This is a genomic window from Jiangella endophytica, assembly GCF_003427025.1.
Classification (GTDB): domain Bacteria; phylum Actinomycetota; class Actinomycetes; order Jiangellales; family Jiangellaceae; genus Jiangella; species Jiangella endophytica.
Window position 1 is genome coordinate 393,275 of sequence record NZ_QVAI01000001.1, and the last position, 21,511, is coordinate 414,785.

At 72.9% G+C, this 21,511-nt stretch carries 20 protein-coding genes and 1 pseudogene; 12 read left to right on the top strand and 9 right to left on the bottom strand.

What is annotated here, in order from left to right; all coding sequences use genetic code 11:
- Window positions 1-116: 116 nt before the first annotated feature.
- Window positions 117-824, top strand: coding sequence for a glycerophosphodiester phosphodiesterase (locus DZA62_RS01910; RefSeq protein ID WP_116947071.1), 708 nt, complete (start codon window positions 117-119; stop codon window positions 822-824).
- Between the two features lie 464 nt (window positions 825-1,288).
- Here DZA62_RS01910 and DZA62_RS01915 read toward each other — a convergent pair whose 3' ends face one another.
- Window positions 1,289-1,750 (bottom strand): NUDIX domain-containing protein, encoded by a 462-nt coding sequence (locus DZA62_RS01915; protein WP_116947072.1) that lies wholly within the window; start codon window positions 1,748-1,750, stop codon window positions 1,289-1,291.
- A gap of 13 nt (window positions 1,751-1,763) precedes the next feature.
- Complete coding sequence (locus tag DZA62_RS01920) at window positions 1,764-2,936, bottom strand: class I SAM-dependent methyltransferase (protein WP_116947073.1); 1,173 nt, start codon at window positions 2,934-2,936, stop codon at window positions 1,764-1,766.
- Window positions 2,937-3,116: 180 nt separating this feature from the next.
- Here DZA62_RS01920 and groES point away from each other — a divergent pair, with 180 nt between their 5' ends.
- From groES to DZA62_RS01940, 4 genes are all read left to right on the top strand, one after another.
- Window positions 3,117-3,416, top strand: a complete 300-nt coding sequence (gene groES / locus DZA62_RS01925; RefSeq protein ID WP_111255010.1) for a co-chaperone GroES — start codon at window positions 3,117-3,119, stop codon at window positions 3,414-3,416.
- Window positions 3,417-3,505: 89 nt separating this feature from the next.
- Window positions 3,506-5,119, top strand: a complete 1,614-nt coding sequence (gene groL / locus DZA62_RS01930) for a chaperonin GroEL (RefSeq protein ID WP_116947074.1) — start codon at window positions 3,506-3,508, stop codon at window positions 5,117-5,119.
- A gap of 64 nt (window positions 5,120-5,183) precedes the next feature.
- Complete coding sequence (locus tag DZA62_RS01935) at window positions 5,184-5,726, top strand: hypothetical protein (RefSeq protein ID WP_116947075.1); 543 nt, start codon at window positions 5,184-5,186, stop codon at window positions 5,724-5,726.
- Complete coding sequence (locus DZA62_RS01940; RefSeq protein WP_116947076.1) at window positions 5,723-6,745, top strand: DUF2891 domain-containing protein; 1,023 nt, start codon at window positions 5,723-5,725, stop codon at window positions 6,743-6,745. The genes DZA62_RS01935 and DZA62_RS01940 overlap by 4 nt, the downstream gene beginning before the upstream one ends.
- Before the next feature lie 471 nt (window positions 6,746-7,216).
- Here DZA62_RS01940 and DZA62_RS01945 read toward each other — a convergent pair whose 3' ends face one another.
- On the bottom strand, window positions 7,217-8,428 hold the full coding sequence (locus tag DZA62_RS01945; protein ID WP_198663318.1) for a hypothetical protein: 1,212 nt from the start codon (window positions 8,426-8,428) through the stop codon (window positions 7,217-7,219).
- 214 nt (window positions 8,429-8,642) lie between these two features.
- On the opposite strand from DZA62_RS01945, the gene DZA62_RS01950 reads away from it, so the two are divergent.
- The 7 genes and pseudogenes from DZA62_RS01950 to DZA62_RS35440 all read left to right on the top strand — a co-directional run.
- Complete coding sequence (locus DZA62_RS01950) at window positions 8,643-10,496, top strand: sialidase family protein (RefSeq protein ID WP_198663319.1); 1,854 nt, start codon at window positions 8,643-8,645, stop codon at window positions 10,494-10,496.
- A gap of 212 nt (window positions 10,497-10,708) precedes the next feature.
- Window positions 10,709-11,821, top strand: a complete 1,113-nt coding sequence (locus DZA62_RS01955) for a substrate-binding domain-containing protein (protein ID WP_198663320.1) — start codon at window positions 10,709-10,711, stop codon at window positions 11,819-11,821.
- The gene (locus DZA62_RS01960; protein WP_116947079.1) at window positions 11,818-13,374 is read left to right on the top strand and encodes a sugar ABC transporter ATP-binding protein; all 1,557 of its coding nucleotides are present in this window, start codon (window positions 11,818-11,820) and stop codon (window positions 13,372-13,374) included. The genes DZA62_RS01955 and DZA62_RS01960 overlap by 4 nt, the downstream gene beginning before the upstream one ends.
- A complete protein-coding gene (locus DZA62_RS01965) occupies window positions 13,371-14,381 on the top strand; it encodes an ABC transporter permease (protein ID WP_116947080.1) in 1,011 nt (336 codons plus the stop codon). Before DZA62_RS01960 ends, DZA62_RS01965 begins: the two co-directional genes overlap by 4 nt.
- A 12-nt stretch (window positions 14,382-14,393) precedes the next feature.
- The gene (gene mtnK, locus DZA62_RS01970) at window positions 14,394-15,611 is read left to right on the top strand and encodes an S-methyl-5-thioribose kinase (RefSeq protein ID WP_116947081.1); all 1,218 of its coding nucleotides are present in this window, start codon (window positions 14,394-14,396) and stop codon (window positions 15,609-15,611) included.
- A gap of 63 nt (window positions 15,612-15,674) precedes the next feature.
- Complete coding sequence (locus DZA62_RS01975; protein WP_116947082.1) at window positions 15,675-16,664, top strand: TIGR03557 family F420-dependent LLM class oxidoreductase; 990 nt, start codon at window positions 15,675-15,677, stop codon at window positions 16,662-16,664.
- Window positions 16,665-16,688: 24 nt separating this feature from the next.
- Window positions 16,689-16,853: pseudogene (locus DZA62_RS35440) on the top strand (DUF6624 domain-containing protein); the annotation flags it as partial.
- Here the strand turns inward: DZA62_RS35440 and DZA62_RS01980 are convergent.
- The 6 genes from DZA62_RS01980 to mtnC form a co-directional block, all read right to left on the bottom strand.
- A complete protein-coding gene (locus DZA62_RS01980; protein ID WP_116947083.1) occupies window positions 16,854-17,042 on the bottom strand; it encodes a hypothetical protein in 189 nt (62 codons plus the stop codon).
- Window positions 17,043-17,080: 38 nt separating this feature from the next.
- Window positions 17,081-17,881, bottom strand: coding sequence for an ABC transporter ATP-binding protein (locus DZA62_RS01985; protein WP_116947084.1), 801 nt, complete (start codon window positions 17,879-17,881; stop codon window positions 17,081-17,083).
- Window positions 17,878-18,948, bottom strand: a complete 1,071-nt coding sequence (locus DZA62_RS01990; protein ID WP_232827219.1) for a putative F420-0 ABC transporter permease subunit — start codon at window positions 18,946-18,948, stop codon at window positions 17,878-17,880. The genes DZA62_RS01985 and DZA62_RS01990 overlap by 4 nt, the downstream gene beginning before the upstream one ends.
- Window positions 18,945-19,964 (bottom strand): putative F420-0 ABC transporter substrate-binding protein, encoded by a 1,020-nt coding sequence (locus tag DZA62_RS01995; protein WP_198663321.1) that lies wholly within the window; start codon window positions 19,962-19,964, stop codon window positions 18,945-18,947. Before DZA62_RS01995 ends, DZA62_RS01990 begins: the two co-directional genes overlap by 4 nt.
- Before the next feature lie 165 nt (window positions 19,965-20,129).
- Window positions 20,130-20,690, bottom strand: coding sequence for a methylthioribulose 1-phosphate dehydratase (gene mtnB / locus DZA62_RS02000; protein WP_408618054.1), 561 nt, complete (start codon window positions 20,688-20,690; stop codon window positions 20,130-20,132).
- 92 nt (window positions 20,691-20,782) lie between these two features.
- On the bottom strand, window positions 20,783-21,499 hold the full coding sequence (mtnC, locus tag DZA62_RS02005) for an acireductone synthase (RefSeq protein WP_116947085.1): 717 nt from the start codon (window positions 21,497-21,499) through the stop codon (window positions 20,783-20,785).
- Window positions 21,500-21,511 lie beyond the last annotated feature (12 nt).

The window sequence follows — 21,511 nt, forward strand, 5'->3', positions numbered from 1 at the left end:
ACGACTCGCACCCGGCGCGGCCAGCGTCGGGCGTGGGCATACGGTGAGCGGGCTGGCTCAAGATCCAATCCTCGCAGCATGACCATGCCGTGACAAGACTTGAGAGGATGCACCCGATGACCGTCCCGAGGGTCCCGCCCATCACGTTCGCGCACCGTGGCGCCATGGCGCGGGAGCGCGAGAACACCCTGCCGGCGTTCGAGCTGGCGCTGCGCATGGGGGCGACGGGCCTCGAGAGCGATGCCTGGGTGACGGCCGACGGCGTGGTCGTGCTGGACCACGACGGCGTCGTGGGGCCGCGGTTCCGGCGCCGGCCGATGTCGGAGGTGCCGCGGTCGGAGCTGCCGTCCCACGTGCCGTCGCTGGCCGAGCTGTACGCCGCCTGCGGCACGGGCTTCGAGCTGTCGCTGGACGTCAAGGACCCGGCCGCGTTCGAGCCGGTGGTCGAGGCGGTCCGGGCCGGCGGCGAGCCGGCGCGGACCTGGCTCTGCCACCCGTCGCTCGACGTCGTGACGCGCTGGCGGGCCCTGGCCTCCGACGTCCGGCTGGTCGACTCCACCCGGGTGAGCCGCCTGCAGGACGGCGTCCGCGGCCGGGCCCGCACGCTGGCCGCGCGCGGCATCGACGCGGTGAACCTGCACTGGCTGGACTGGACGCCGATCTACGTGAACCTGTTCCACGAGGTGGGCGTGCACGCGTTCGGCTGGGACGCGCAGAGCCGCTCGGCCATCGACCGCCTCCTCGCCACCGGCGTCGACGCCGTCTACGGCAACCACGTCGACCGCCTGGTGGCCGGGGTCGCCCGCCACCACCCCCCGGGATGATCGCGTCGAGGATGCCTGCGCACGTCCTACCGCCTGGTGTGCCGTTCGCCGGGTGCGCAGGTTCGCCGTTGTAGCGGCCGGGGGAGTCTGGGCACGCCTCGACCTGTGATGCGCGGTTCGTGGGTGTCGCGGAGCGTGATGATCATCCAGGATCGTGTACATCACTAGGACTTCTCGTGCTCCACTCGGCATGCATGCCTGGTGAAGCGCAAGAACGCCTAGCGATGGCTCCCAAACCCGAGGCAAATCTCAGCACGTGGGCGCCAGTGCGGCAGTGAGCCGGTGCGCCGAAGTCACGGGCAACCGTCGCACTGACCGGCGCGGACTGGCGCACGGTGCAGCGAAGGCCCGGCGAACGGCACGCCCGGGCGGGGCTGTGCCCGCACTTCCCCCGTCCCCCTGACCGCTGCCGGTTCTTGGGCCGGCCCCGGCGAACTCCAGGTCGACGGGCCGAGGAGCCTCGTTCAGAGGACGTCGCCCAGCCGGTCGAGGAACGTGGCCTGCGCCTTGACGATCTTCTCGCGGGCTACGTCGAGCGGGAACCACTCGACCCGGTCGACCTCGGGGAACTCCTGGATGCGGCCGGAGCGCGGCGGCCACTCCAGCTCGAACGTGCCCGGCACGACGGCGCCGGGGTCGAGGTCGCCGCGCAGCGCCCACGCCGTCACCGTCTTGCCGCCCGACTGCTTGACCGTGCCCAGCTCGACCAGTTCGCCGTCCGGCACCGGCAGCCCCAGCTCCTCGGTGAACTCGCGCCGCGCGGCCGCCTCGGGGGTCTCGGTGTCGTCGTACTCGCCCTTCGGCAGCGACCACGCGCCGGCGTCCTTCTTCGCCCAGAACGGCCCGCCCATGTGACCGAGCAGCACCTCGACTCCGTGCGGCCCGGCCCGGTGGAGCAGGATCCCCGCGCTCTGCTTGCCCGCCATGTCCGCCAGGATCTCAGAGCGGGTCGGCCACGAGCACCGTCGCCGCGCCGGCCACCCGGGTGACGACGAAGGTCGCGGACCTCTCACCGCGCGGCCGGACCGCCGCCCGCAGCTTCTCCGGCTCGACGCCGACGCCGCGCTTCTTCACCGTCAGCACGCCGATGCCCTGCTCGCGGACGTACCGGCGCAGCGCCTTGACGTCGTACGGCAGCGTGTCGAGAACGCGGTAGCCGCGGGCGAACGGGGTGTCGGCTGCGGCGTCGGCGGTCACGTAGGCGATGGACGGGTCCAGCAGCCCGCCGCCGATCCGCGCGGCCGCCGCCGTGACCAGGCCGGCCCGGATCACGGCGCCGTCCGGCTCGTAGAGGTAGCCGCCCAGCGGCCGCACGACCGGCCCCGGGTCGTCGCGGTCGGTGAGCGTGGCGCCCGAGGGCAGCAGCGTCGCCCGTCGCTCGACACCGTCACCGGCGAGCCCGCCGGACCAGAGCGCGGCCTCCTTGACCTCGCCGCGCTCGGACACCCACTCGGCCTCGACGCCGCCGGGGATCCGCTCGTGCGGCAGGCCGGGCGCGACCTTGACGCACGCCGTCCGCGCCAGCAGCTCCAGCACGAACGACCACGGCGGCCGGTACGCGTCCGGGTCGAACACCCGGCCACGCCCACCGCGGCGGGCCGGGTCGCAGACGACCGCCGCGTACGCCGCCCGGTCCACCGTCGTCGCGTCCGCCCGCACGACCTGGGCGGCCACCCCCAGCGCGGCGACGTTGGCCGCCGCCACAGCCGCCGTCAGCTCGTCCGCCTCGATCCCCGTCACCGTCAGCCCGGCCCGGCCCAACTCGACGAGGTCGCCGCCGATGCCGCAGCACAGGTCGGCGACGGCCGCGCCGGGGCCGAGCGCCCCCGCGAGCCGCGCGGCCCGGTGCCGGGCCACCGCGACCCGCGTCGCCTGCTCGTAGCCGTCCACCGTGAAGAACATCCGGGCCGCGTCGGCCGGCGCGAACTTGTCCACGGCCCGCGCCCGCAGCCGGGCCTGCGTCAACGCGGCCGCCACCAGGTCGGGCTGGTGTTCTCGTCGCAGCCGGGTGCCCAGCGCGAACTCGTCCTCGCGTCCGTACGCCGCCGACGCCTGCGCCAGCAACGCGGCGCCGGCCGGGGTCCGGAGCGCGTCGAACGTGGCCGTCTGCACGGCGGTCAGCCTCTCACCAGGTGCGGACTAGCACTCATCTCGACCGAGTGCTAACTTGAGGACTGGCACCCTCACCATGAGAGTGCCAACGGTCGAGTCGCCGGCACCCGCGACGACGGCGGCATGCGACCGGTCCACAAGCAAGCATCGTGACATCCCGCGAAAGGGGAGGTCAGACAAGTGTCGGTCTCCATCAAGCCACTCGAGGACCGCATCGTGGTCAAGCCGCTCGAAGCGGAGCAGACCACGGCGTCCGGGCTCGTCATCCCTGACACCGCCAAGGAGAAGCCCCAGGAGGGCGAGGTCGTCGCCGTCGGCGAGGGCCGCTGGGACGACGAAGGCGAGAAGCGCATCCCGCTCGACGTCAAGGTCGGCGACGTGGTGCTCTACTCGAAGTACGGCGGCACCGAGGTGAAGTACGGCGGCGAGGAGCTGCTCATCCTCTCCGGCCGCGACGTTCTGGCGATCGTCCAGAAGTGACGCGCTGACGCCCTGACCCGACCCGCTCGCCGGGCTCCGGGTCGGGGCGTTCCACGTTCTAGCAAGACATCGAAAGGGACCGGTTCCCCATGCCCAAGATCCTCGAGTTCGACGAGGACGCTCGCCGGCGCCTGGAGCGCGGTGTCGACGCCCTCGCGAACACCGTCAAGGTGACGCTCGGCCCCAAGGGTCGCAACGTCGTCCTCGACAAGAAGTTCGGTTCTCCCACCATCACCAACGACGGCGTCACCATCGCCCGTGAGGTCGAGCTGGAGGACCCGCACGAGAACCTCGGCGCGCAGCTGGCCAAGGAAGTCGCCACGAAGACCAACGACGTCGCCGGTGACGGCACCACGACGGCGACGGTGCTCGCGCAGGCCATGGTGCAGCGCGGCCTGAAGTCCGTCGCCGCCGGCGCCTCGCCGCTGGGCATCAAGCGGGGCATCGACCTGGCCGTCGAGGCCGTCCGCGCCCGGCTGGTCGAGTCGGCCCGCCCGGTCGACGAGAAGTCCGAGATCGCCGCGGTCGCCGCCATCTCCGCGCAGGACCCCACCATCGGCGAGGTCATCGCCGACGCGTTCGACAAGGTCGGCAAGGACGGCGTCATCACCGTCGACGAGTCGCAGACCTTCGGCACCGAACTCGAGTTCACCGAGGGCATGCAGTTCGACAAGGGCTACCTCAGCCCGTACTTCGTCACCGACCAGGAGCGTCAGGAGGCCGTCCTCGAGGACGCCTACATCCTGATCCACCAGAACAAGATCTCCTCGGTCAGCGACCTGCTGCCGCTGCTCGAGAAGGTCGTGCAGTCCGGCAAGGCGCTGCTGATCGTCGCCGAGGACGTCGACGGCGAGGCGCTGTCGACGCTCGTCGTCAACAAGATCCGCGGCACCTTCACCTCGGTCGCCGTCAAGGCGCCCGGCTTCGGCGACCGCCGCAAGGCGATCCTGCAGGACCTCGCCGTCCTCACCGGCGCGCAGGTCGTGGCCGAGGAGGTCGGCCTCAAGCTCGACCAGGTCGGGCTCGAGGTGCTCGGCACGGCTCGCCGCATCGTCGTCACCAAGGACGACACCACCGTCGTCGACGGCGGCGGCGCGCAGGCCGACATCGACGGCCGGGTCGGGCAGATCCGCGCGGAGATCGAGAACACCGACTCCGACTGGGACCGCGAGAAGCTGCAGGAGCGGCTGGCCAAGCTGGCCGGCGGCGTCGGCGTCATCAAGGTCGGCGCGGCCACCGAGGTCGAGCTCAAGGAGCGCAAGCACCGCATCGAGGACGCCGTGTCGGCCACCCGCGCGGCCATCGAGGAAGGCATCGTCTCCGGCGGCGGCGCGGCCCTGGTGCACGTCCGCTCGGCCATCGACGCGCTCGACCTGTCCGGCGACGAGGCCACCGGTGCCGCCATCGTGCGCGGCGCGCTGGTCGAGCCGCTGCGGTGGATCGCCGAGAACGCCGGCGAGAACGGCTACGTCATCGTGGCCAACGTCGAGAACGGCACGCCGGGCCACGGCTACAACGCGGCCACCGGCGAGTACGGCGACCTCATCGCGCAGGGCGTCCTCGACCCCGTCAAGGTGACCCGTTCCGCGGTCGCCAACGCGGCGTCGATCGCGAGCCTCCTGCTCACCACCGAGGTCCTCGTGGTCGACAAGCCCGAGAACCTCGAGCCCGAGGGCGGCCACGGCCACGGTCACGGCCACTGAGTTCAACTGTTCGGGCAACGGCCCGGGTCCCCTGCGCGGGGGCCCGGGCCGTTCGCTTGAGAGCATGGCCGGCGTGAAGGTGTTGCGCTGGGTGTTGGTCGTGGCGCTGTTCGCTGTGCCGGCGTGTGGGTCGGAGTCGGGTGAGCCCGCGTCCGGCGAGGAGCTGGCCTCCCGGGCGGCCTCGATCGGTGTCGATCCCGAGGCCGTCTACGCGGTCTCGCTGGACGGCTTCGAGCCCGCCTCGCAGTCGGTCGGGGTGTCCGGCGAGGCCGGGTTCAGCGCCGCCTACGTGTCGGCGGACGGCGGCGTCGCGATGCTCACCACCGACCCGCGCGGCGGCACCGGCACCGGCTGCGTGGTCGCCGGCGACCAGCGCGAGTGCGTCGCCGTGCACGACGGTGTCGCGGTGACGTTGTCGGCCGGTGCGGACGTGGCCGACGAGGACACGCTGCGGGCCGCGGCCGAGGGTGCGCACCCGCCCTCGGCGGACGAGCTGGCCGAGCTGTTCGAGGCCGTTCCGGACGGCGACGGCGCGCCGGTCGAGCGCGGCGACCTGCCGTCGTCGGGCGACGGCGCCCCGCTGGACCCCGAGGGAGCGGCTGGATGACCGTCCGCCTGGACGTCCTGCACGCCAACGCCGCCGACTACGCCCGGACCGCGCTGAGCTGCATCGACCGCGAGTACCCGCACCTGCCGATCATCTACGCGGTCGAGCCGGGGCCGTATCCGCGGCACCGCGACCAGCATCCGGCGTTCTATGGGTCGCTCGACTGGCACTCGGCGGTCGAGATGCACTGGGTGCTGGTCCGGCTGCTCCGGCTGGCCGGTGACGCGCTGCCCCCGGCCCTGGCGGCCGCGGCACGCGACGCGCTCGGCACGCACCTGACGCCGTCGCACCTGGCGCGGGAGGCCGAGTTCTTCGCGTCCGGGTCGGGGCGCAACCGGGAGCGGCCGTACGGCTGGGGCTGGCTGCTGACGCTCGCGCACGAGCTGTCGTCGTGGTCCGGTGACCCTGACGGGCGGGCGTGGTCGGCGGCGGTGCGGCCGTTGGCCGACGTGCTGACGGCGAACCTGGTGGCCTGGCTGCCGGCGCAGACCTACGCGGTGCGCGGCGGGCTGCACCCGAACTCGGCGTTCGGGCTGCTGCGCTCGTACGACTGGGCGGACGGTGAGCTGCGGGCCGCTATCGACGACGCCGTCCGCCGCTGGTATCTCGACGACACCGACTACCCGGCCCACTACGAGCCGTCCGGGAGCGACTTCCTGTCGCCGGCGCTGGCCGAGGCCGAGCTGGTGGCCCGGGTGCTGCCCGCCGACGAGTTCGCGGTCTGGTTCGGGCGGTTCCTGCCCAGCGCCGCGTCGTCGTCGCCGGGCGTCCTGTTCGCGCCGGTCACCGTCTCGGACCCGTCGGACGGGCAGCTGGCGCACCTGGCCGGGCTGAACCTCAGCCGCGCGTGGTCAATGGTGGCGGTCGCGGACGCCCTCCCGGACGGGTCCGCGGCGGCGGGTGCCCTGACGGCGTCGGCCGCGGTGCACGCCGGGGCCGGCCTGCCCTACGTCGTCGGCGGCGACTACATGGTCGAGCACTGGCTCGCCGCCTACGCCGTCGGCTACCTGACCGCATAGAAGAAGCCCCGGCGCGCGGCCACAACAGCACGCACCGAGGCTTGGCCGGGATCAGCGGTGTTAGAGCACCTCCTCCAGCCACTGCCATGGTAGCCGTTGACGGGCTGATTGTCCGAATGTCATGATCGTCGGCTAACTACATCGGGAATTCGCCCGGCGTAGTCCAGAGATGGGCTACCGGGCGGACTGTTAGAGCGGTTCACCGGTGCCCTCAGCACTCAGGAAGGCATTCGAGTGGCCCACAACAACAGGCGAGAGCGATCGATGCTGAGCAGGCTGCGAAAGCTGCGTGAGCACACCGAGGTCCTGGAGAGATCTCCGGCGATCTGCGGAAGTTGCTCATCGAGGTCATCGCAACGCTCTCGATTCTGGGTGTCGCCCTGCACCAGTTCGTCGCGCTACTGAGGTAGCGGGCGAGCCGCAGGGGAGCGAACGGGGCTGGCGCGAGCCGGCCCCGTCGTGCGTCGCGACTCAGAACTGTGCCTGCCAGACCCGCGGGGTGCGGATGCCGGGGCCGACCTCGCCGCTCGCGACGACCAGATCGCCATCCCAGTTCACGGCGGGGGTGGTGGCCGGCGGCGGGCCGGGGAACCAGCCGTCGACGCTCCAGCGGTCGCGGCGGGTGTCGTAGCGCAGGAGTTCGCCGTTGAAGCCGGTGTGGTGGTCGTAGATCCAGGTCACGATGTCGTTCTGCCGCTGCCACTCCGCCGACCCGGGCGGTGCCGCGGCCCGCAGCGCGACGTGGTGCTCGATGAGGTTCCAGCGGTCGATGTCCTTGTCGCCGCCGACGACGACCAGCCCGGTCCGGCCGACGGGGTGCGCGAGGCCGGCGGTGACGCACCACGGCAGGTCGGCGACGCGGTCCCAGCGGCGCCGTCGTGGCGAGTACGCGTAGGCGTCGCGGTAGAACGTCCAGGACTTGTCGGCGTGCTGGGCCCGGCCGCTGAGCAGGAAGAACCGGCCGTCCTGGGCGGCGCCGACGGCGACGGTGCGCGGGTCGCCCGGCCAGCGCGGCAGTGTCGACCAGCCGCGGTCCGGGTGGTCCAGGTCAAGCGCGACGAAGTCCCCGCCCTCGGCGACGTGGACGACGCCGTCGACGATGCCGGCGACGGCGTAGGACATCGGCCGGGGGAGCGGCGGTAGCTCCACCCGCTCGAGCCGCCCGCGCTCCGTGTCCCAGCGCAGCCAGTAGACGTCGGCGAACTTCTCCGCCGGGCGCTGCAGCGTGCCGCCGGGGCCGCCGCGGTAGCCCTCGCCGCCGATGACCAGGACGCCGTCGCCGGTGCTGACGGTCGCCGCGTAGCCCACGGCATCGGGGAGCCGGCCGGCGTCGCGCCAGCGTTCGGTGCGGCGGTCGTAGACGAACGCGTCGGTCCAGTACACCTTGCCGAGCGTGTTGGCCCGGGTCGCGGTCAGGGCCGGCTCCGGGAAGTTCGCCCCGCCGGCGACGATCAGGTGGTCGCCGTGCGCGCCGGCGATCGGGCCGGCCAGGCCGAGTTGCGTCCAGTACGGCTCGCCGACCGGGATCGCGTCGTGCCAGTCGGTCGGATTCGCCGGGACGTCGGGCAGCCGCTGCCACGTCGCCGCACCGCCCGCCGGGCCCGCCGAGGCGCTGCCGGCCGGAACGCCGTCGTCGAGTGGGGTGGTGGTGGGTGAACCCCTCCCGGCCCGGGTGGGGCCCACCCTAGGGGCGGGCGCCGACACACTCGTTTGCGTCGAGGCGGCCCACGCCGCCGGGCCGGTTGCCGCCGCCAGGATGAGTGCCGCTCGCCGCGTGAGGTCCGTCATGTCGGATATCGAACAAGTCGGACGACTATCCGTCAATGGGTCCGACACATTCTTGACACATATCCGATATGTGATGTGGGATGGATTCTCCCCGACGAAGGAGGACCGCATGCGCCCGCCCGTCGTCCTAGCCCTCTCGCTTGCCCTGCCGGCTGGTGTCCTTGCAGCTCAGGACCCCGCTGACGCCGCTCCACCGGCCTCCGTCCGGCAGACCGTCGTCTTCGAGTCCGGCACCGAGGGTTACGACACGTTCCGCATCCCCGCGATCGTCCGCTCCGAGGCCGGCACGCTGCTGGCGTTCGCCGAGGGCCGGGTTGGCGGCGGTGGCGACACCGGCGACATCGACCTGGTGCTGCGCCGCTCGCACGACAACGGCCGCACGTGGGGCCCGCTGCAGGTGGTCGGCGACAACGGCCCGAACGTCTTCGGCAACCCGACGCCTGTCGTCGACCCCGCGACCGGCGACATCGTGCTGCTCAGCACCCACAACGCGGGCGACGCCAGCGAGGCCGCCATCATGCGCGGCGAGGTCACGCCCGAGCAGAGCCGTCGCGTCTTCGTCCAGCGCAGCGCCGACGACGGTGCCAGCTGGTCGGCCGCGCGCGACCTCACCGCCGCCACGAAGCTGCCGGAGTGGCGCTGGTACGCGACCGGGCCGGTGCACGCGATCGCGCTCGAGCACGGCGAGCACCGCGGCCGGCTGGTCGCGGCGGCGAACCACTCGACCAGCCCGGCGCCCGGCTCGTCCGACACCGGGCAGGAGGCGAAGTACTACGGCGCGCACTCCCTCTACAGCGACGACGGCGGCCTGACCTGGCGGCTGGGCGACATCGACACGCCGCTGACCGGGATCGTGAACCCGAACGAGAACACCGTCACCGAGCTGTCCGACGGCACGCTGTACTTCAACGCCCGCGACCAGAACGGCACCGGCGTCGGCACCCGCGCGGTGACCACCAGCAGCGACGGCGGCGAGACGTTCGACGCGCCCTACGAGCTCGAGCCGAGCATCGTCACCCCGGTCGTCCAGGGGTCGGTGCTTCGGCTGCCGCGTCTCGGCGACCGGCTGGTCTACTCCGGGCCGGCGAATCCGGCGGCGCGGCGGACGCTGCAACTGCGCTACAGCCCCGACGCCGGCGCGACGTGGACCGATGGACTGGTGCTCCACGACGGGCCGGCCGCGTACTCCGACGTCGTCGAGGCAGGCGGGCGGACGCTCGGCGTGCTGTACGAGAACGGCGACGCCGGGGCGTACGAGCGGATCACCTTCGCGCGCGTCCCGCAGGCACAGCTCGACCGCGGGCTGGCGCCCGTCGTGACCACCTCCGACGCGTCGGGTGGCGGGCGCGACGGGGTCGTCGGCGGCGCGCCGGCGGTGGTGGCCGACGGCGCGGTCGGCAGCGCCCTGCGGCTCGCGGCCGCCGGCGATCACGTCGCCGTCCCGCGCAGCGAACCCCTCGACGTCGGCGACGGCCCGTTCACCGCGGCCGGCTGGTTCCGCACCGGCACCGCCGCCGATCAGGCGCTGCTGTGGGCGTACAACACCGGCAGCGGGCGGTCGCAGTGGTGGATCCGGCTGGAGCCGGGCAGCAACCGCATCCGCGCGCTCGTCGACACCGACCTGGGTGCCGGCACGCTGTCCGCGCCCGGCTCGTTCGCCGACGGCGCGTGGCACCACGTCGCGCTCACCCGCGGCGCGGAGGGTCTCGCCCTCTACGTCGACGGCGTCCTGGCCGCGTCGGCCGGGCCGGTCGCGGGCTCCGTCACCACCGACGCGACCGTCGGGCTGCACCTCGGCCAGCGGCCCGATGCCGCCAACCAGCTCGTCGGCGACCTCGACGACGTCTGGCTGCTCGGCCGCGCTGCGTCGGCGGACGAGGTCGCGGCGCTCGCCTCCGGCGGGACGGTGCCGGACGCCCTCGTCCACCTCCCCCTCGACTCCCTGACCCCCAACCCGCGTTGATCTTGGAGTTGTTCGGCTTTGCGGTCCGGAATGCCCGATTGATACCCGAAGAACTCCAAGATCAACTTCTCGGTCGGGTGGCGGCGAGGGCGGTGGGCGCGAGGGTCGTCTCGGATCGTGGGCAAATTCGTCCGAAAGGCGGACGTTAAGCATACTGGTCCCCTATGGAATCGGTCGTCGGGGGACGACCGAGGGACCGAGAGGAAACGCCGATGTCCGCACGTCGCCGAGTGCTGCTGTTCGCCGCCGTCACCTCGACCGCGCTGGCGATGGCCGCGTGTTCCCAGGACTCGGGCGACGGCGGCACCGGCGACACGACGCCGGCGGGTGCGAACACCACGGCGCCGGAGCAGCCGGCCGCCGACCTGCCGGCGCCGTTCGACGCCGACCCGGTGCAGGTCGCGCTCGTGCGGCAGAGCGGCGCCGGCGACTACTTCGAGGCCTGGGGCGCCGGCGCGCAGGCCCAGGCCGAGGCGCTGAACATCGAGCTCACCGTCACCGACGCGCGCAACGACAACGCCCGGCACTCGACCGACCTGGAGCAGGCGATCGCCGGCCGGCCCGACGCGATCATCGTCGACCACGGGCAGACCGACGCTGTCGAGCCGCTGATCCACGAGGCCGCCGACGCCGGGATCCCCGTCGTCATCTACGACCTCGCGCTGAACGACACCACCGGCGTCGTCGTCACGTCGCAGTCAGACGCATCGATGGCCGAGGGCGTCCTCGATCAGCTGATCACCGACGTCGGCGAGGGCGCCCAGGTCGGCTACGTCTCGGCCGAGGGGTTCGCGCCCCTGGACCGCAGGGCCGTCGTGTGGCAGCAGTACGTCACCGACCACGGGCTGGACCAGGTGTTCTCGACCGGCACCGTCACCGAGTCGACGCTGTCGGACAACATCCCGCTGGTCGACGCCGCGCTGCGGGCCGACCCGGACGTGCAGGCGATCTTCGCGCCGTACGACGAGATCACCAAGGGCGCCACCCAGGCCGTCATCCAGAACGGCCTGCAGGACTCCGTCAAGGTCTACGGCATCGACATCTCCAACGCCGACATCGAGGTCATGACGGCCGAGGGCAGCCCGTGGGTCGCGACCTCGGCCACCGACCCGGCCGCCGTCGGAGCCGCCGTCGTGCGGACGCTCGCGCTGGAGCTGGCCGGCGAGCTGGACAGCAACGCCGTCGAGTTCCCGGCCGTCACCATCACCCAGGACTTCCTGCGCGAGAACTCGATCACCAATGTCGCCCAGCTCCGCGACGCCGAGCCGACGCTGCTGCTCGACGACGTGTCGGTGAGCGACTGGCTGGTCGCCGTCTCGTCGTGACGACGGCGCGGACGGAGACGGCGGCGGTCGTCGAGCTGGCCGGCGTCGGAGCCGCCTACGGGCCGACGACCGTCCTGCGCGACGTCGACCTCGCCCTGCACGGAGGACAGATCACCGGTCTGCTCGGCGCGAACGGCGCCGGCAAGTCGACGCTGATCAAGGTGCTCTCGGGGCTCAAGCCGGAACACCCGGGGGCGGTCCGCGTCGACGGCGCCGACGTCGCGCTGAGCAGCCCGGTCCAGGCCGGGCGGCTCGGCGTCGCGACGGTGCACCAGAACGTCGCCGACGGCGTCGTCCCCGGCCTGTCGGTCGCGGAGAACCTGCTGCTCGACGAGTTGGCCGGCGGCGCGGCCCGGCGGGTCGTCACGAGGGGCGACACGCTGCGCCGCGCCCGTCCCGTGCTCGCCACCCTGGGACTGGACTGGTCCGACGCCGTGCTGCGCGCCGACGCCGGCGACCTCGCCATCAGTGACGCGCAGCTGCTGGTGCTGGCCCGGGTGCTGCATCGGCGGCCGCGGCTGCTGATCCTCGACGAGCCGACGTCGACGCTGACGGCGCGCGAGGCGAGCCGGCTGTTCGACCTGCTCCGGACGTTGCGCGACGACGGCCTGGCGATCGTCTACGTGTCGCACCGGTTCGGCGAGGTGGAGTCGCTGGCCGACCGTGTCGTCGTGCTCCGCGACGGCACCGTGAAGCTGGACGTCACCCGGGACGCGCCGACGTTCGACTGGGCGGCGATCCTGCGGGCGATGCTGGGCCGTGAGATCGAGCTCGACCTCGCCCGGCGGGCGGTGCGCCGCGGCGACGGCACGCCCGCCGCGACCGTCCGTGGCGTCGCGCTGCTGCCGGACGCGCCGCCGGTCGATCTCGACGTCCGGCGCGGCGAGGTGCTTGCCGTCCTCGGGCTGATCGGCGCCGGCAAGACCGAGCTGGCCGAGACGCTCGCCGGTGCGAGGCCCGTCGCCGGCGACGGCACGCTCACCCTCGCCGGGCGGCCGTACGCGCCGCGTGACCCGGCCGCGGCCATCGCCGCCGGCGTCGTCCTCGTCCCGGAGGACCGCCGTGCCCAGGGCCTGTTCCCCGGCTGGACGCTGGCCCGCAACGTCTCCGCGCCCTTCCTCGCCGAGCTGAGCCGGTGGGCCGGCGTCCTGTCGCGTCGCGCCGAGGCCGGCCGCGCGGCCCAGGTCATCGCGGCGCTGGACGTCCGCGGGCCCGGCCCGCACGCGCTGGTCGACGAGCTGTCCGGCGGCAACCAGCAGAAGGTCGTCGTCGGCCGCTGGCTCGGCGCGGCGCCCGCGCTGATCGTCCTGGACGAGCCGTTCCGCGGTGTCGACCTCGGCGCCCGCCGCGACATCGCGGCCGCCGTCGGCGAGCTGGCGCACGGTGGTGCGGCCGCCGTCGTCTGCACGTCCGACGTCGACGAGGCGCTCGAGGTCGCCGACCGCGTCGTCGTCCTCGTCGAGGGCCGCGTCAGCCTCGACGCCTACATCGACGAGGTGAGCCACGACGACGTCGTCGCGGCGTTCCTCGGACAACCGGGAGCCCAGGGATGAGAGACCGCCTCTTCGCCGTCGTCGTCCGGTGGGGGTTCGTCGCCGTGACGGTACTGCTGGTCGTGTACTTCGCCGCGACCGAGCCCAACTTCCGCGACGCCGACTCGATCTTCTCCATGCTCAAGTACGCCGCCCCGACCGGCATCGCCGGACTCGGCGTCATGATGGCGATGACGATCGGCGGCATCGACCTGTCCGTCGGCGCCGCCGCCGGGTTCGCGGTGTCGATGGCCGCGTGGACGATGGTGGTGGGCAACCAGGTCGGCGGGGTCGCCGTCGGCGTCGTGCTGCTCGGCGGCGCGCTGATCGGGGCGCTTAACGCCCTGCTGGTCGTCGTCGCCCGGATCCCGGACCTGCTGGCCACGCTGACCACGATGTTCGTGATCATGGGGCTGAAGCTGATCATCGTCGACGGCCGGTCGATCTCGTCGCGGATGACCCTCGACGACGGCACCACCGCGCCGGGCCGGTTCACCGAGGGCTTCCTCTGGCTGGACCGCGGCGAGATCGGGCCCGTCCCCGTCCCGCTGATCCTGTTCGTGCTGCTCACGATCATCCTGTGGTTCGTCCTCGAGCACACCCGCTACGGACGCGCGCTGTACGCCGTCGGCGCCAACCCCGACGCGGCGCGGCTGGTCGGCATCCGGGTGCAGCTCTACCGGACGCTGGCGTACGTGTCCTGTGGCGTGCTCGCGTCGGTGGCCGGGTTGCTGCTGGCGGCCCGGATCGGCCAGGGTGACGTCTCGGCGGGCAACTCGCTGCTGCTCGACGCCGTCGCCGTCGCGCTCGTCGGCGTCTCGGTGCTGGGCATCGGCCGGCCGAACGCGTGGGGGACGGCGCTCGGCGCGGTGCTCATCGCCGTCATGGTGTCCGGCTTCACCATGAAGGGACTGCCGTACTACACGCAGGACTTCGGCAAGGGCATGGTGCTGCTCGTGGCGCTGCTGCTGAGCTTCACCCTGAGCCGTCGTCGTACCGTCGTCACGGCAGGATCACTGAAGGCGTAGAAGGGGGCCGTGATGCCGGACTGGCAGCAGCTGTCCGTCGAGACCGTGCCGGCGTATCTCGCGTCGGTGCCGGAGCTGGCGGCGCGGCTGGACCTCGCCGCGTTGGAGCCGGTCACCGAGGTGGGCGACGGCAACCTCAACCTGGTCTTCATCGTGCGCGACCGGTCCGGCGGCTCGCTGGTGCTGAAGCAGTCGCTGCCGTACGTGCGGACGATGCCGACGTGGGAGATGACGCGCGAGCGGTCGGCCCGCGAGGCGCTCATCCTCTCGCGCCACCTGGGCGTCGACGCCGAACACGTCCCCGGGCTCTACCATTTCGACCGCGACCACTACGTGCTGGCGATCGAGGACCTCTCCGACCACGCCGTCTGGCGGGTCGAGCTGAACGCCGGGCGGGTGCACGAGTACGCGGCCGCCGAGCTGGGCCGCTACGTCGCCCGGACGGCGTTCGGCACGTCCGTCCTCGGGCTGGACCCGCTGGAGCAGAAGCGGGTGCTGGCGGCCGCCGTCAACCCGGAGCTGTGCCAGATCACCGAGGACCTCGTCTTCACCGAGCCCTACGTCGACCACGAGCACAACGCCGTCCTGCCGGCCAACAAGACCGACCTCGACGCGCTGCGCTCCGACGCCGTCTACCTGCGCGAGATCGGGCTGCTCAAGTTCGCCTTCATGACCCGGGCACAGGCGCTGATCCACGGCGACCTGCACACCGGGTCGGTGTTCGTCCGCGACGGCGATCGGCCGTCGGTGCGCGCCTTCGACAGCGAGTTCGGCTTCTACGGACCCATCGGGTTCGACCTCGGCGCGGTGTGGGGCAACCTGCTGCTCGCGGCTGCCCGTTCGACGGCCCTCGGCGCGTCCGGCCGTGCGGAGGTGCTGCTCGGCGACCTGCCGGTGCGGCTGTGGGACGCGTTCGAGGCGGAGCTGCGCGCGCTCTGGCCGGCCCGGCTGGATCCCCGCGTCTGGCCCGACGACGTGCTGGAGGCGCTGCTGGCCGAGCTGCGGGTCGACGCCGCCGGGTACGCGGCGGCGAAGGCGGTGCGCCGCATCGTCGGGTTCGCCAAGGTCGCCGACATCGAGACGCTGGACGAGGGACCGCGTGAGGGGGCGGCCCGCGGTGTGTTGCGGGCCGCACGCTCCCTGGCCGTCGACCGCCACGACCGAGCTGCCACCGTCGCCGCCCTGAGCGCGGCCGCGCTGGCCACGCTGCGTGAGGCGGCCACCCGCTAGTACGGCGATACTTGATCCGGTACGTCCGCCCGGCGGGGCGACATCGTCAGCGAAGGGGAGACCATGGCGGCAGCGCGGGTCGGGTATTCGGCGATGCTGGAGCGGTTCGCGCCGTCCGACGTGGTCGCCCTCGCCGTGGCCGCCGAGGCGGCCGGGTTCGACGGCGTCATGGCCGACGACCACTTCCAGCCGTGGACGCCGCAGCAGGGGCAGGCCGGGTTCGTCTGGAACGTCATGACGGCGATGGCCGAGCGCACCCGCGGCTCCGTCGGCGTCGGCGCCACGTGCCCGTCGTTCCGCTGGCACCCGGCCGTGGTCGCGCAGGCGGCGGCGACGCTGGAGCAGCTGTACCCGGGCCGGCACTGGCTGGGCATCGGGTCCGGCGAGGCGATCAGTGAGCACGTCGTCGGCGGCTACTGGCCGGAGGCGCCGCAGCGGATCGCCCGCATGTTCGAGGCGGTCGAGATCATCCAGAAGCTCTTCAGCGGCCGGGACGTCCGCCACGACGGCCGGTTCTTCACCCTCGAACGCACCCGGCTGTGGACGATGCCCGACGCGCCGCCGCCGGTCTACATCGCGACGTCCGGCCCCATCACCGCCCGCCGGGCCGGCGCCTCCTGCGACGGCATGATCACGGTTGCCAGCACGCCCGACAAAGTCGCCGCCCTCTTCGGCCGGTTCGACGAGGGCGCCCGCACGGCCGGCAAGGACCCGTCGACGCTGGCGAAGATCGTGCAGGTGCACCTGTCGTGGGCGCCCGACCCGGCCGAGGCCGCCGCCCAGGCGCTGCGCGAATGGCCGAACGGCGCCATGCGGTTCTCGAAAGCCGACATCCGCTCGCCGTACGACTTCGATCAGATCGCCCGCATGGTCCGGGTCGAGGACTTCGAGGGCCGGGTCACCATCTCCGAGGACCTCGACGTGCACCGGAAGGAGATCCAGCGCTACCTCGACGTCGGCGCCACCCACATCTACCTGCACGACGCCGGCCCCGACCAGCGCACCTGGATCGACGTGTTCGGCCGCGAGGTGCTGCCGAAACTCACGGCATGACCGGCAACCAACACCGGCCGGCCGCAGCGGTACGGGACGCCGTGCACGGTGATTGACGGACGGCTCGAGATCCAGCCGATGAACGAGCCGGAGACCGTCGACGAACGCCGGGCAGCGATGGGTATGGAGCCGATGGCCGACTACGTGGTGCGATTGCGCGAGGTCACCGCACCGTTGCTCGACCCCTGACTACCCGGGGGCGTGGCCGGGGCGGCGGAGGCGGCGGACGACCATGAACTCGGCGACGCCGACGGCGAGCATGATGAGGAGCAGTTCGTACTGCCCGACCCCGCCGAACTGGGCGAGAAGTGCGGCCAGCAGCACGACGCCGGCCAGGAACGCCGCCACGCCGAGGACCGCCCACGCGAGCGTCTTCATGGCTGGAGACTAGAGGCGCGGCCGGTCCCGGCGGAAGATCAGAGCGGCGAGAAGGTGAGCACCGGGCGGCCGGTGCGCGGGTTGAGGTGGATGTCGGCGTCGACGCCGAAGACGGAGCGGACGACGTCCGGGACGAGGACCTCCGACGGCGCCCCCGCTGCGGCCACCCGGCCGCCGGCCAGCACCACCACCTGGTCGCAGTAGGCCGCCGCCAGGTTGAGGTCGTGCAGGGCGGCCAGCGTCGTGACGCCGAGCGAGCGGACGAACGTCAGCAGCGCCAGCTGGTAGTGGATGTCGAGATGGTTGGTCGGCTCGTCGAGCAGCAGCAGCTCCGGCTGCTGGGTGATCGCCCGCGCCAGGTGCACGCGCTGCCGCTCGCCACCGGACAGCGTGTGCCAGTCGCGGTCGGCGAGGTCGCGCATGCCGACGGTGTCGAGCGCGCCCAGCGCCAGCTCCTCGTCGGCGGCGGACGCGCGGTGCGGCGTGCGCCCCAGCAGCACGACGTCGAGCACCTGCAGCGGCACGTCGGTCGTCGACTCCTGTTCGACGACGGCGACGCGGCGGGCGCGGTCGCGGCGGCGCATCGATCCGAGGTCGGCGCCGCCCAGCAGGACGCGGCCGCCGTCGGGGCGGTAGGTGCCGGCGACGGCGCGCAACAGGCTGGACTTGCCGGACCCGTTCGGCCCCAGCAGCCCGGTCATCGTGCCCGGCGCGACGGTCAGCCCGACGCCGTCGACGATGAGCCGGCCCTCGGCCGACCACGAGATGTCGGCGACGGAGAGCGACGGGGCGTCGGACCCGGCATCGGTGCGGATGACGGGAGTGTCGAGAACGGTCATCGGCCTACCCTCCGGCGGCGCAACAGGACGGCGAACGCGGGCGCACCCAGGAAGGCGGTGACGACGCCCACCGGCAGCTCGCGCGGATCGAACAGCGTCCGGGCCAGCGTGTCGGCCCAGATCATGAAGCTGGCCCCGGCCAGCGCCGCCAGCGGCAGCACCCGCCGGTGCCCGGAGCCGACGACGAACCGGACGGCGTGCGGCAGCATCAGCCCGACGAACCCGATGGCGCCGCTGACGGCGACCGCCGCGCCCGTGAGCAGCGCGACCAGCGTCAGCAGCGTCCATCGGGTCGCGTTGACGTTGATGCCCAGGGTCGACGCGGTGCTGTCGCCGAACGCGAACGCGTCGAGCGTCCGGGCCCGCGACACCAGCACGGCCCCGACCACGGCCACCGCCACCCAGACGATCGCGGCGTCGGACCACGAGGTCCCGCCCAGCGAGCCGAGCAGCCAGCTGAGGATCTCGCGGTACGAGTCGCCGGTCGCCGACCAGAAGATGATGAACGACGTCGCCGCGGAGCACAGGTACGACACCGCCAGCCCGGCCAGCACGGTTCGCGTCGGCGCCAGCTCGCCACGCCGGTTGGCCAGCGCGAACGTCACCAGCAACGCCAGCAGCGCCCCGGCGAAGGCCGCCACCGGCAGCCCCAGCCGGCCGATGCCCAGGATCAGCACCGCCACCGCGCCGACCGACGCGCCGGACGAGAGCCCCAGCAGGTACGGGTCGGCCAGCGGATTGCGGGTGAGGGTCTGCATGACGGCGCCGCAGACGGCCAGCGCGGCGCCCACCGCGGCCGCCGTCAGAACACGTGGCAGCCGCAGCTCCCACACGATGCCGTCGCGCAGCTGCGACAGCGACGACGAGGACAGCCCCAGGTGGTCGCCGATGGAGCGCCACACGTCCAGCGGATGCAGGTCGGCCGAGCCGATCGTCACCGCCAGCGTGATCGACGCCGCCAGCACCGCCGCCATGACGGTGATCCAGGCGGTCGTGCGCGCGCCGGACCGCCGCAGCTCCGGCGCCGGAGCGCCGGGTGCCGCGGGAGGGGCCGCCGTGGTCGTCACAGGCCCAGCTCCTCCAGTTGGGCGGCGAGGTCGACGACGGCCTGCGCGTTGCGGACGCCGGCCTCCGCCGCGGGGAACGGCAGCCGCAGGTAGCGCTGCTCGGCGACGGCGGGCAGCGCGGCGGTCGCCGGATTGCCCTCGAGCCGTTCGATCTTGCTGTCGGCGGTGTTCCACGCGGCGTCGACCAGGACGATCACGTCGGGGTCGCGGTCGATGACCTGCTCCCAGCTGACGTTGGACCAGGTGGCGTCGACGTCGGCGAAGATGTTCTCGACGCCGAGCTCGCGCATCATCATCGCCGGGGCGCCGATGTCGCCGCCGACGAACGGGGCGTCCTCGCCGGAGGAGTACCAGAGCGCCGTCAGCCCGTCGCCGGGTGCGTCGACCTGATCCAGTAGCGCCTGCTGCTCCGCGACGAGGGCGTCGGCGCGGTCGGTGACGCCGAAGAACGAGGCGACCTCGCGGATCTCGGCGAACAGTTCGTCGAAGGTCATCGGATCGGGTTGGTACGCCGGCTCCTGGCAGGCCGCGGGCGACACGTACGTGGCGATGCCGAAGTCGGCCAGCGACGGCCGCTCGCCGGCGGTGTCGGCGCCGAAGTTACTCTCCCAGCCGCCGTAGACGAAGTCGGGCTCGACGTCGAGCAGCGCCTCCTGGCCGGGCACGTTGTCGGACAGGACGGGGACGTCGTCGAGGTCGCCGGCGTACTCGTCGGGCACCGGGCCGTCGGCGAACGCGGTGCCGGCCAGGCGGTCGGCGAGGCCGAGGGCGAGCATCATCTCGGTCGAGGTCGACTTGATGGTGACGACGCGCTCCGGCGGGCTGTCGATGGTCACCTCGGTGCCGCAGTTGTCGACGGTGACCGGCGTGAACTCGCCGGAGCCGGCCGTCGAGGCGGCCTCGGTCGCGTCGCCGTCGCCCTCATCGGACGACGAGCCGCAGCCGCTCAGTGCGACCACACCGGCGGCGACGCCGACGAGGGCAGCACGCAGGGATCGGGAAGGGGATAGCGCCACTGGGTCTCCATACGCGGGCAGGGTCCGTTGGAGACGGTCCAAGGCGACCGCCGAACCAGCTGCCCAGTGACCGGGCAGACGCGTCAGAGCACAAGCGGTGCTCCGGGGCTCCTGCCATCTTAAGCAGTCGAACCCGCGGAAATCATCCCTCCGAGGCTAATTCAATCAAAAATCCATAGGTGCGCCCGGTCGATGCAGCGCCACGGTGAACCGGAGCAGCCACTCGACGATCTCGACGTGCCAGCGCGCCTGCTTCAGGTCGTCGCCCCAGGCGTAGAAGCCGTGCCGCGCGACGATGACGGCCGGCACCCCGGGGACGTGCGCCGCCTCGAAGTCGGCGCCGACCAGTGCCATGTCCTGCCCGTTCGGGATGACGGGGACCCGCACCTGCTCGTCATGCGCGCTGTGGCCGATGCCCTTGAGCATCTCGAGGTCCTTCAGCAGCACCCCGTCCGGCCAGAACTCGCCGGCCAGCACCGCCGCCATCGCGTGCACGTGCACGACGGCGCCGGCTCCCGTCACGCGGGCGATGCGGGCGTGCAGCCCGGCCTCGGCCGACGGGACGGCGGACGGGCGCGGCTGCCCGGGCACGGACGCGCCGTCGCCGTCGACCACTACCACGTCGTGGTACGTCAGCTCGCCCTTGTCCAGGCCGGACGCGGTGACGGCGAGCCGCAGCGGGTCGCGGTGCAGGACGGCCGAGAGGTTGCCGGACGTGCCGCGCATCCAGCCCAGCCCGGCGAACCGGGCCGACTCGGCGGCCAGCTCGGCGCCGGCCCGGTCGATGGCGGCCTGCGGCGGCAGGAACGACGCGTCGCTCACCGCGCGGCCACCTCGACCTCGTCGAACGACGCCACGACCGGCGCCGCGCCGAAGTCGGCGTCGAACCACGGCTCGCCCGGCCGCGCGAACGCCACCACCTGCCAGCCGGCCGCAGCGGCCGCCGTCAGCTCGTCGGGATGGTCGGAGAAGAACACCAGCTCCGCCGCCGGCGTCCCGAGCGCCGCGGCGATCGTGTCGTACGACGACGGCTCCTTCTTCGGCCCCGCGTTGACGGTGTCGAAGTACGCCGTGACCAGCGGGCCGAGGTCACCGCCCGGCGAGTGCGCGAACCACGGCCGCTGCGACGTCACCGACCCGGACGAGAACACCGCCAGGGCGACGCCGGCGCCGTGCCAGGCCCGCAGCTTCGGGATGACGTCGTCGAAGAAGTGCGACGTGATCTCGCCGCGGGCGAACCCCTCGGCCCAGATCTGCCCCTGCAGCGTCTTCAGTGGCGTGGCCTTGACGTCGCCGTCCATCCAGCCGTGCAGGACGGCGACGACCTCCTCGTCGGTCGCCGTCGCGTCGAGGCCGCCGTCGGCCACCGTCTGCGCCCGCGCCGCCGCCACCGCGTCGTCGCCGGCGTGGTCGCGCAGCCACGGCAACAACCGCGGCCGCGCGTAGTCGTAGAGGTCGCCGAGGATGAAGCCGGCCGCGCTGGTCGTCCCCTCCAGGTCCAGGACGACGGTGCGCGCGGTGATGGCCAGCGTCATGATGTCTCCAGG

Excerpts from the sequence above, each read along its gene's own strand:
- DZA62_RS01940 (WP_116947076.1), top strand. The coding sequence starts at position 5,723 with ATGACCGTCCGCCTGGACGTCCTGCACGCCAACGCCGCCGACTACGCC.
- mtnB (WP_408618054.1), bottom strand. The coding sequence starts at position 20,690 with ATGCGCGGCACGTCCGGCAACCTCTCGGCCGTCCTGCACCGCGACCCG.
- DZA62_RS01975 (WP_116947082.1), top strand. The coding sequence starts at position 15,675 with ATGGCGGCAGCGCGGGTCGGGTATTCGGCGATGCTGGAGCGGTTCGCG.
- DZA62_RS01935 (WP_116947075.1), top strand. The coding sequence starts at position 5,184 with ATGGCCGGCGTGAAGGTGTTGCGCTGGGTGTTGGTCGTGGCGCTGTTC.
- DZA62_RS01910 (WP_116947071.1), top strand. The coding sequence starts at position 117 with ATGACCGTCCCGAGGGTCCCGCCCATCACGTTCGCGCACCGTGGCGCC.
- DZA62_RS01985 (WP_116947084.1), bottom strand. The coding sequence starts at position 17,881 with ATGACCGTTCTCGACACTCCCGTCATCCGCACCGATGCCGGGTCCGAC.
- mtnC (WP_116947085.1), bottom strand. The coding sequence starts at position 21,499 with ATGACGCTGGCCATCACCGCGCGCACCGTCGTCCTGGACCTGGAGGGG.
- DZA62_RS01950 (WP_198663319.1), top strand. The coding sequence starts at position 8,643 with ATGCGCCCGCCCGTCGTCCTAGCCCTCTCGCTTGCCCTGCCGGCTGGT.
- groL (WP_116947074.1), top strand. The coding sequence starts at position 3,506 with ATGCCCAAGATCCTCGAGTTCGACGAGGACGCTCGCCGGCGCCTGGAG.
- DZA62_RS01955 (WP_198663320.1), top strand. The coding sequence starts at position 10,709 with ATGTCCGCACGTCGCCGAGTGCTGCTGTTCGCCGCCGTCACCTCGACC.
- DZA62_RS01915 (WP_116947072.1), bottom strand. The coding sequence starts at position 1,750 with ATGGCGGGCAAGCAGAGCGCGGGGATCCTGCTCCACCGGGCCGGGCCG.
- mtnK (WP_116947081.1), top strand. The coding sequence starts at position 14,394 with ATGCCGGACTGGCAGCAGCTGTCCGTCGAGACCGTGCCGGCGTATCTC.
- DZA62_RS01965 (WP_116947080.1), top strand. The coding sequence starts at position 13,371 with ATGAGAGACCGCCTCTTCGCCGTCGTCGTCCGGTGGGGGTTCGTCGCC.
- DZA62_RS01980 (WP_116947083.1), bottom strand. The coding sequence starts at position 17,042 with ATGAAGACGCTCGCGTGGGCGGTCCTCGGCGTGGCGGCGTTCCTGGCC.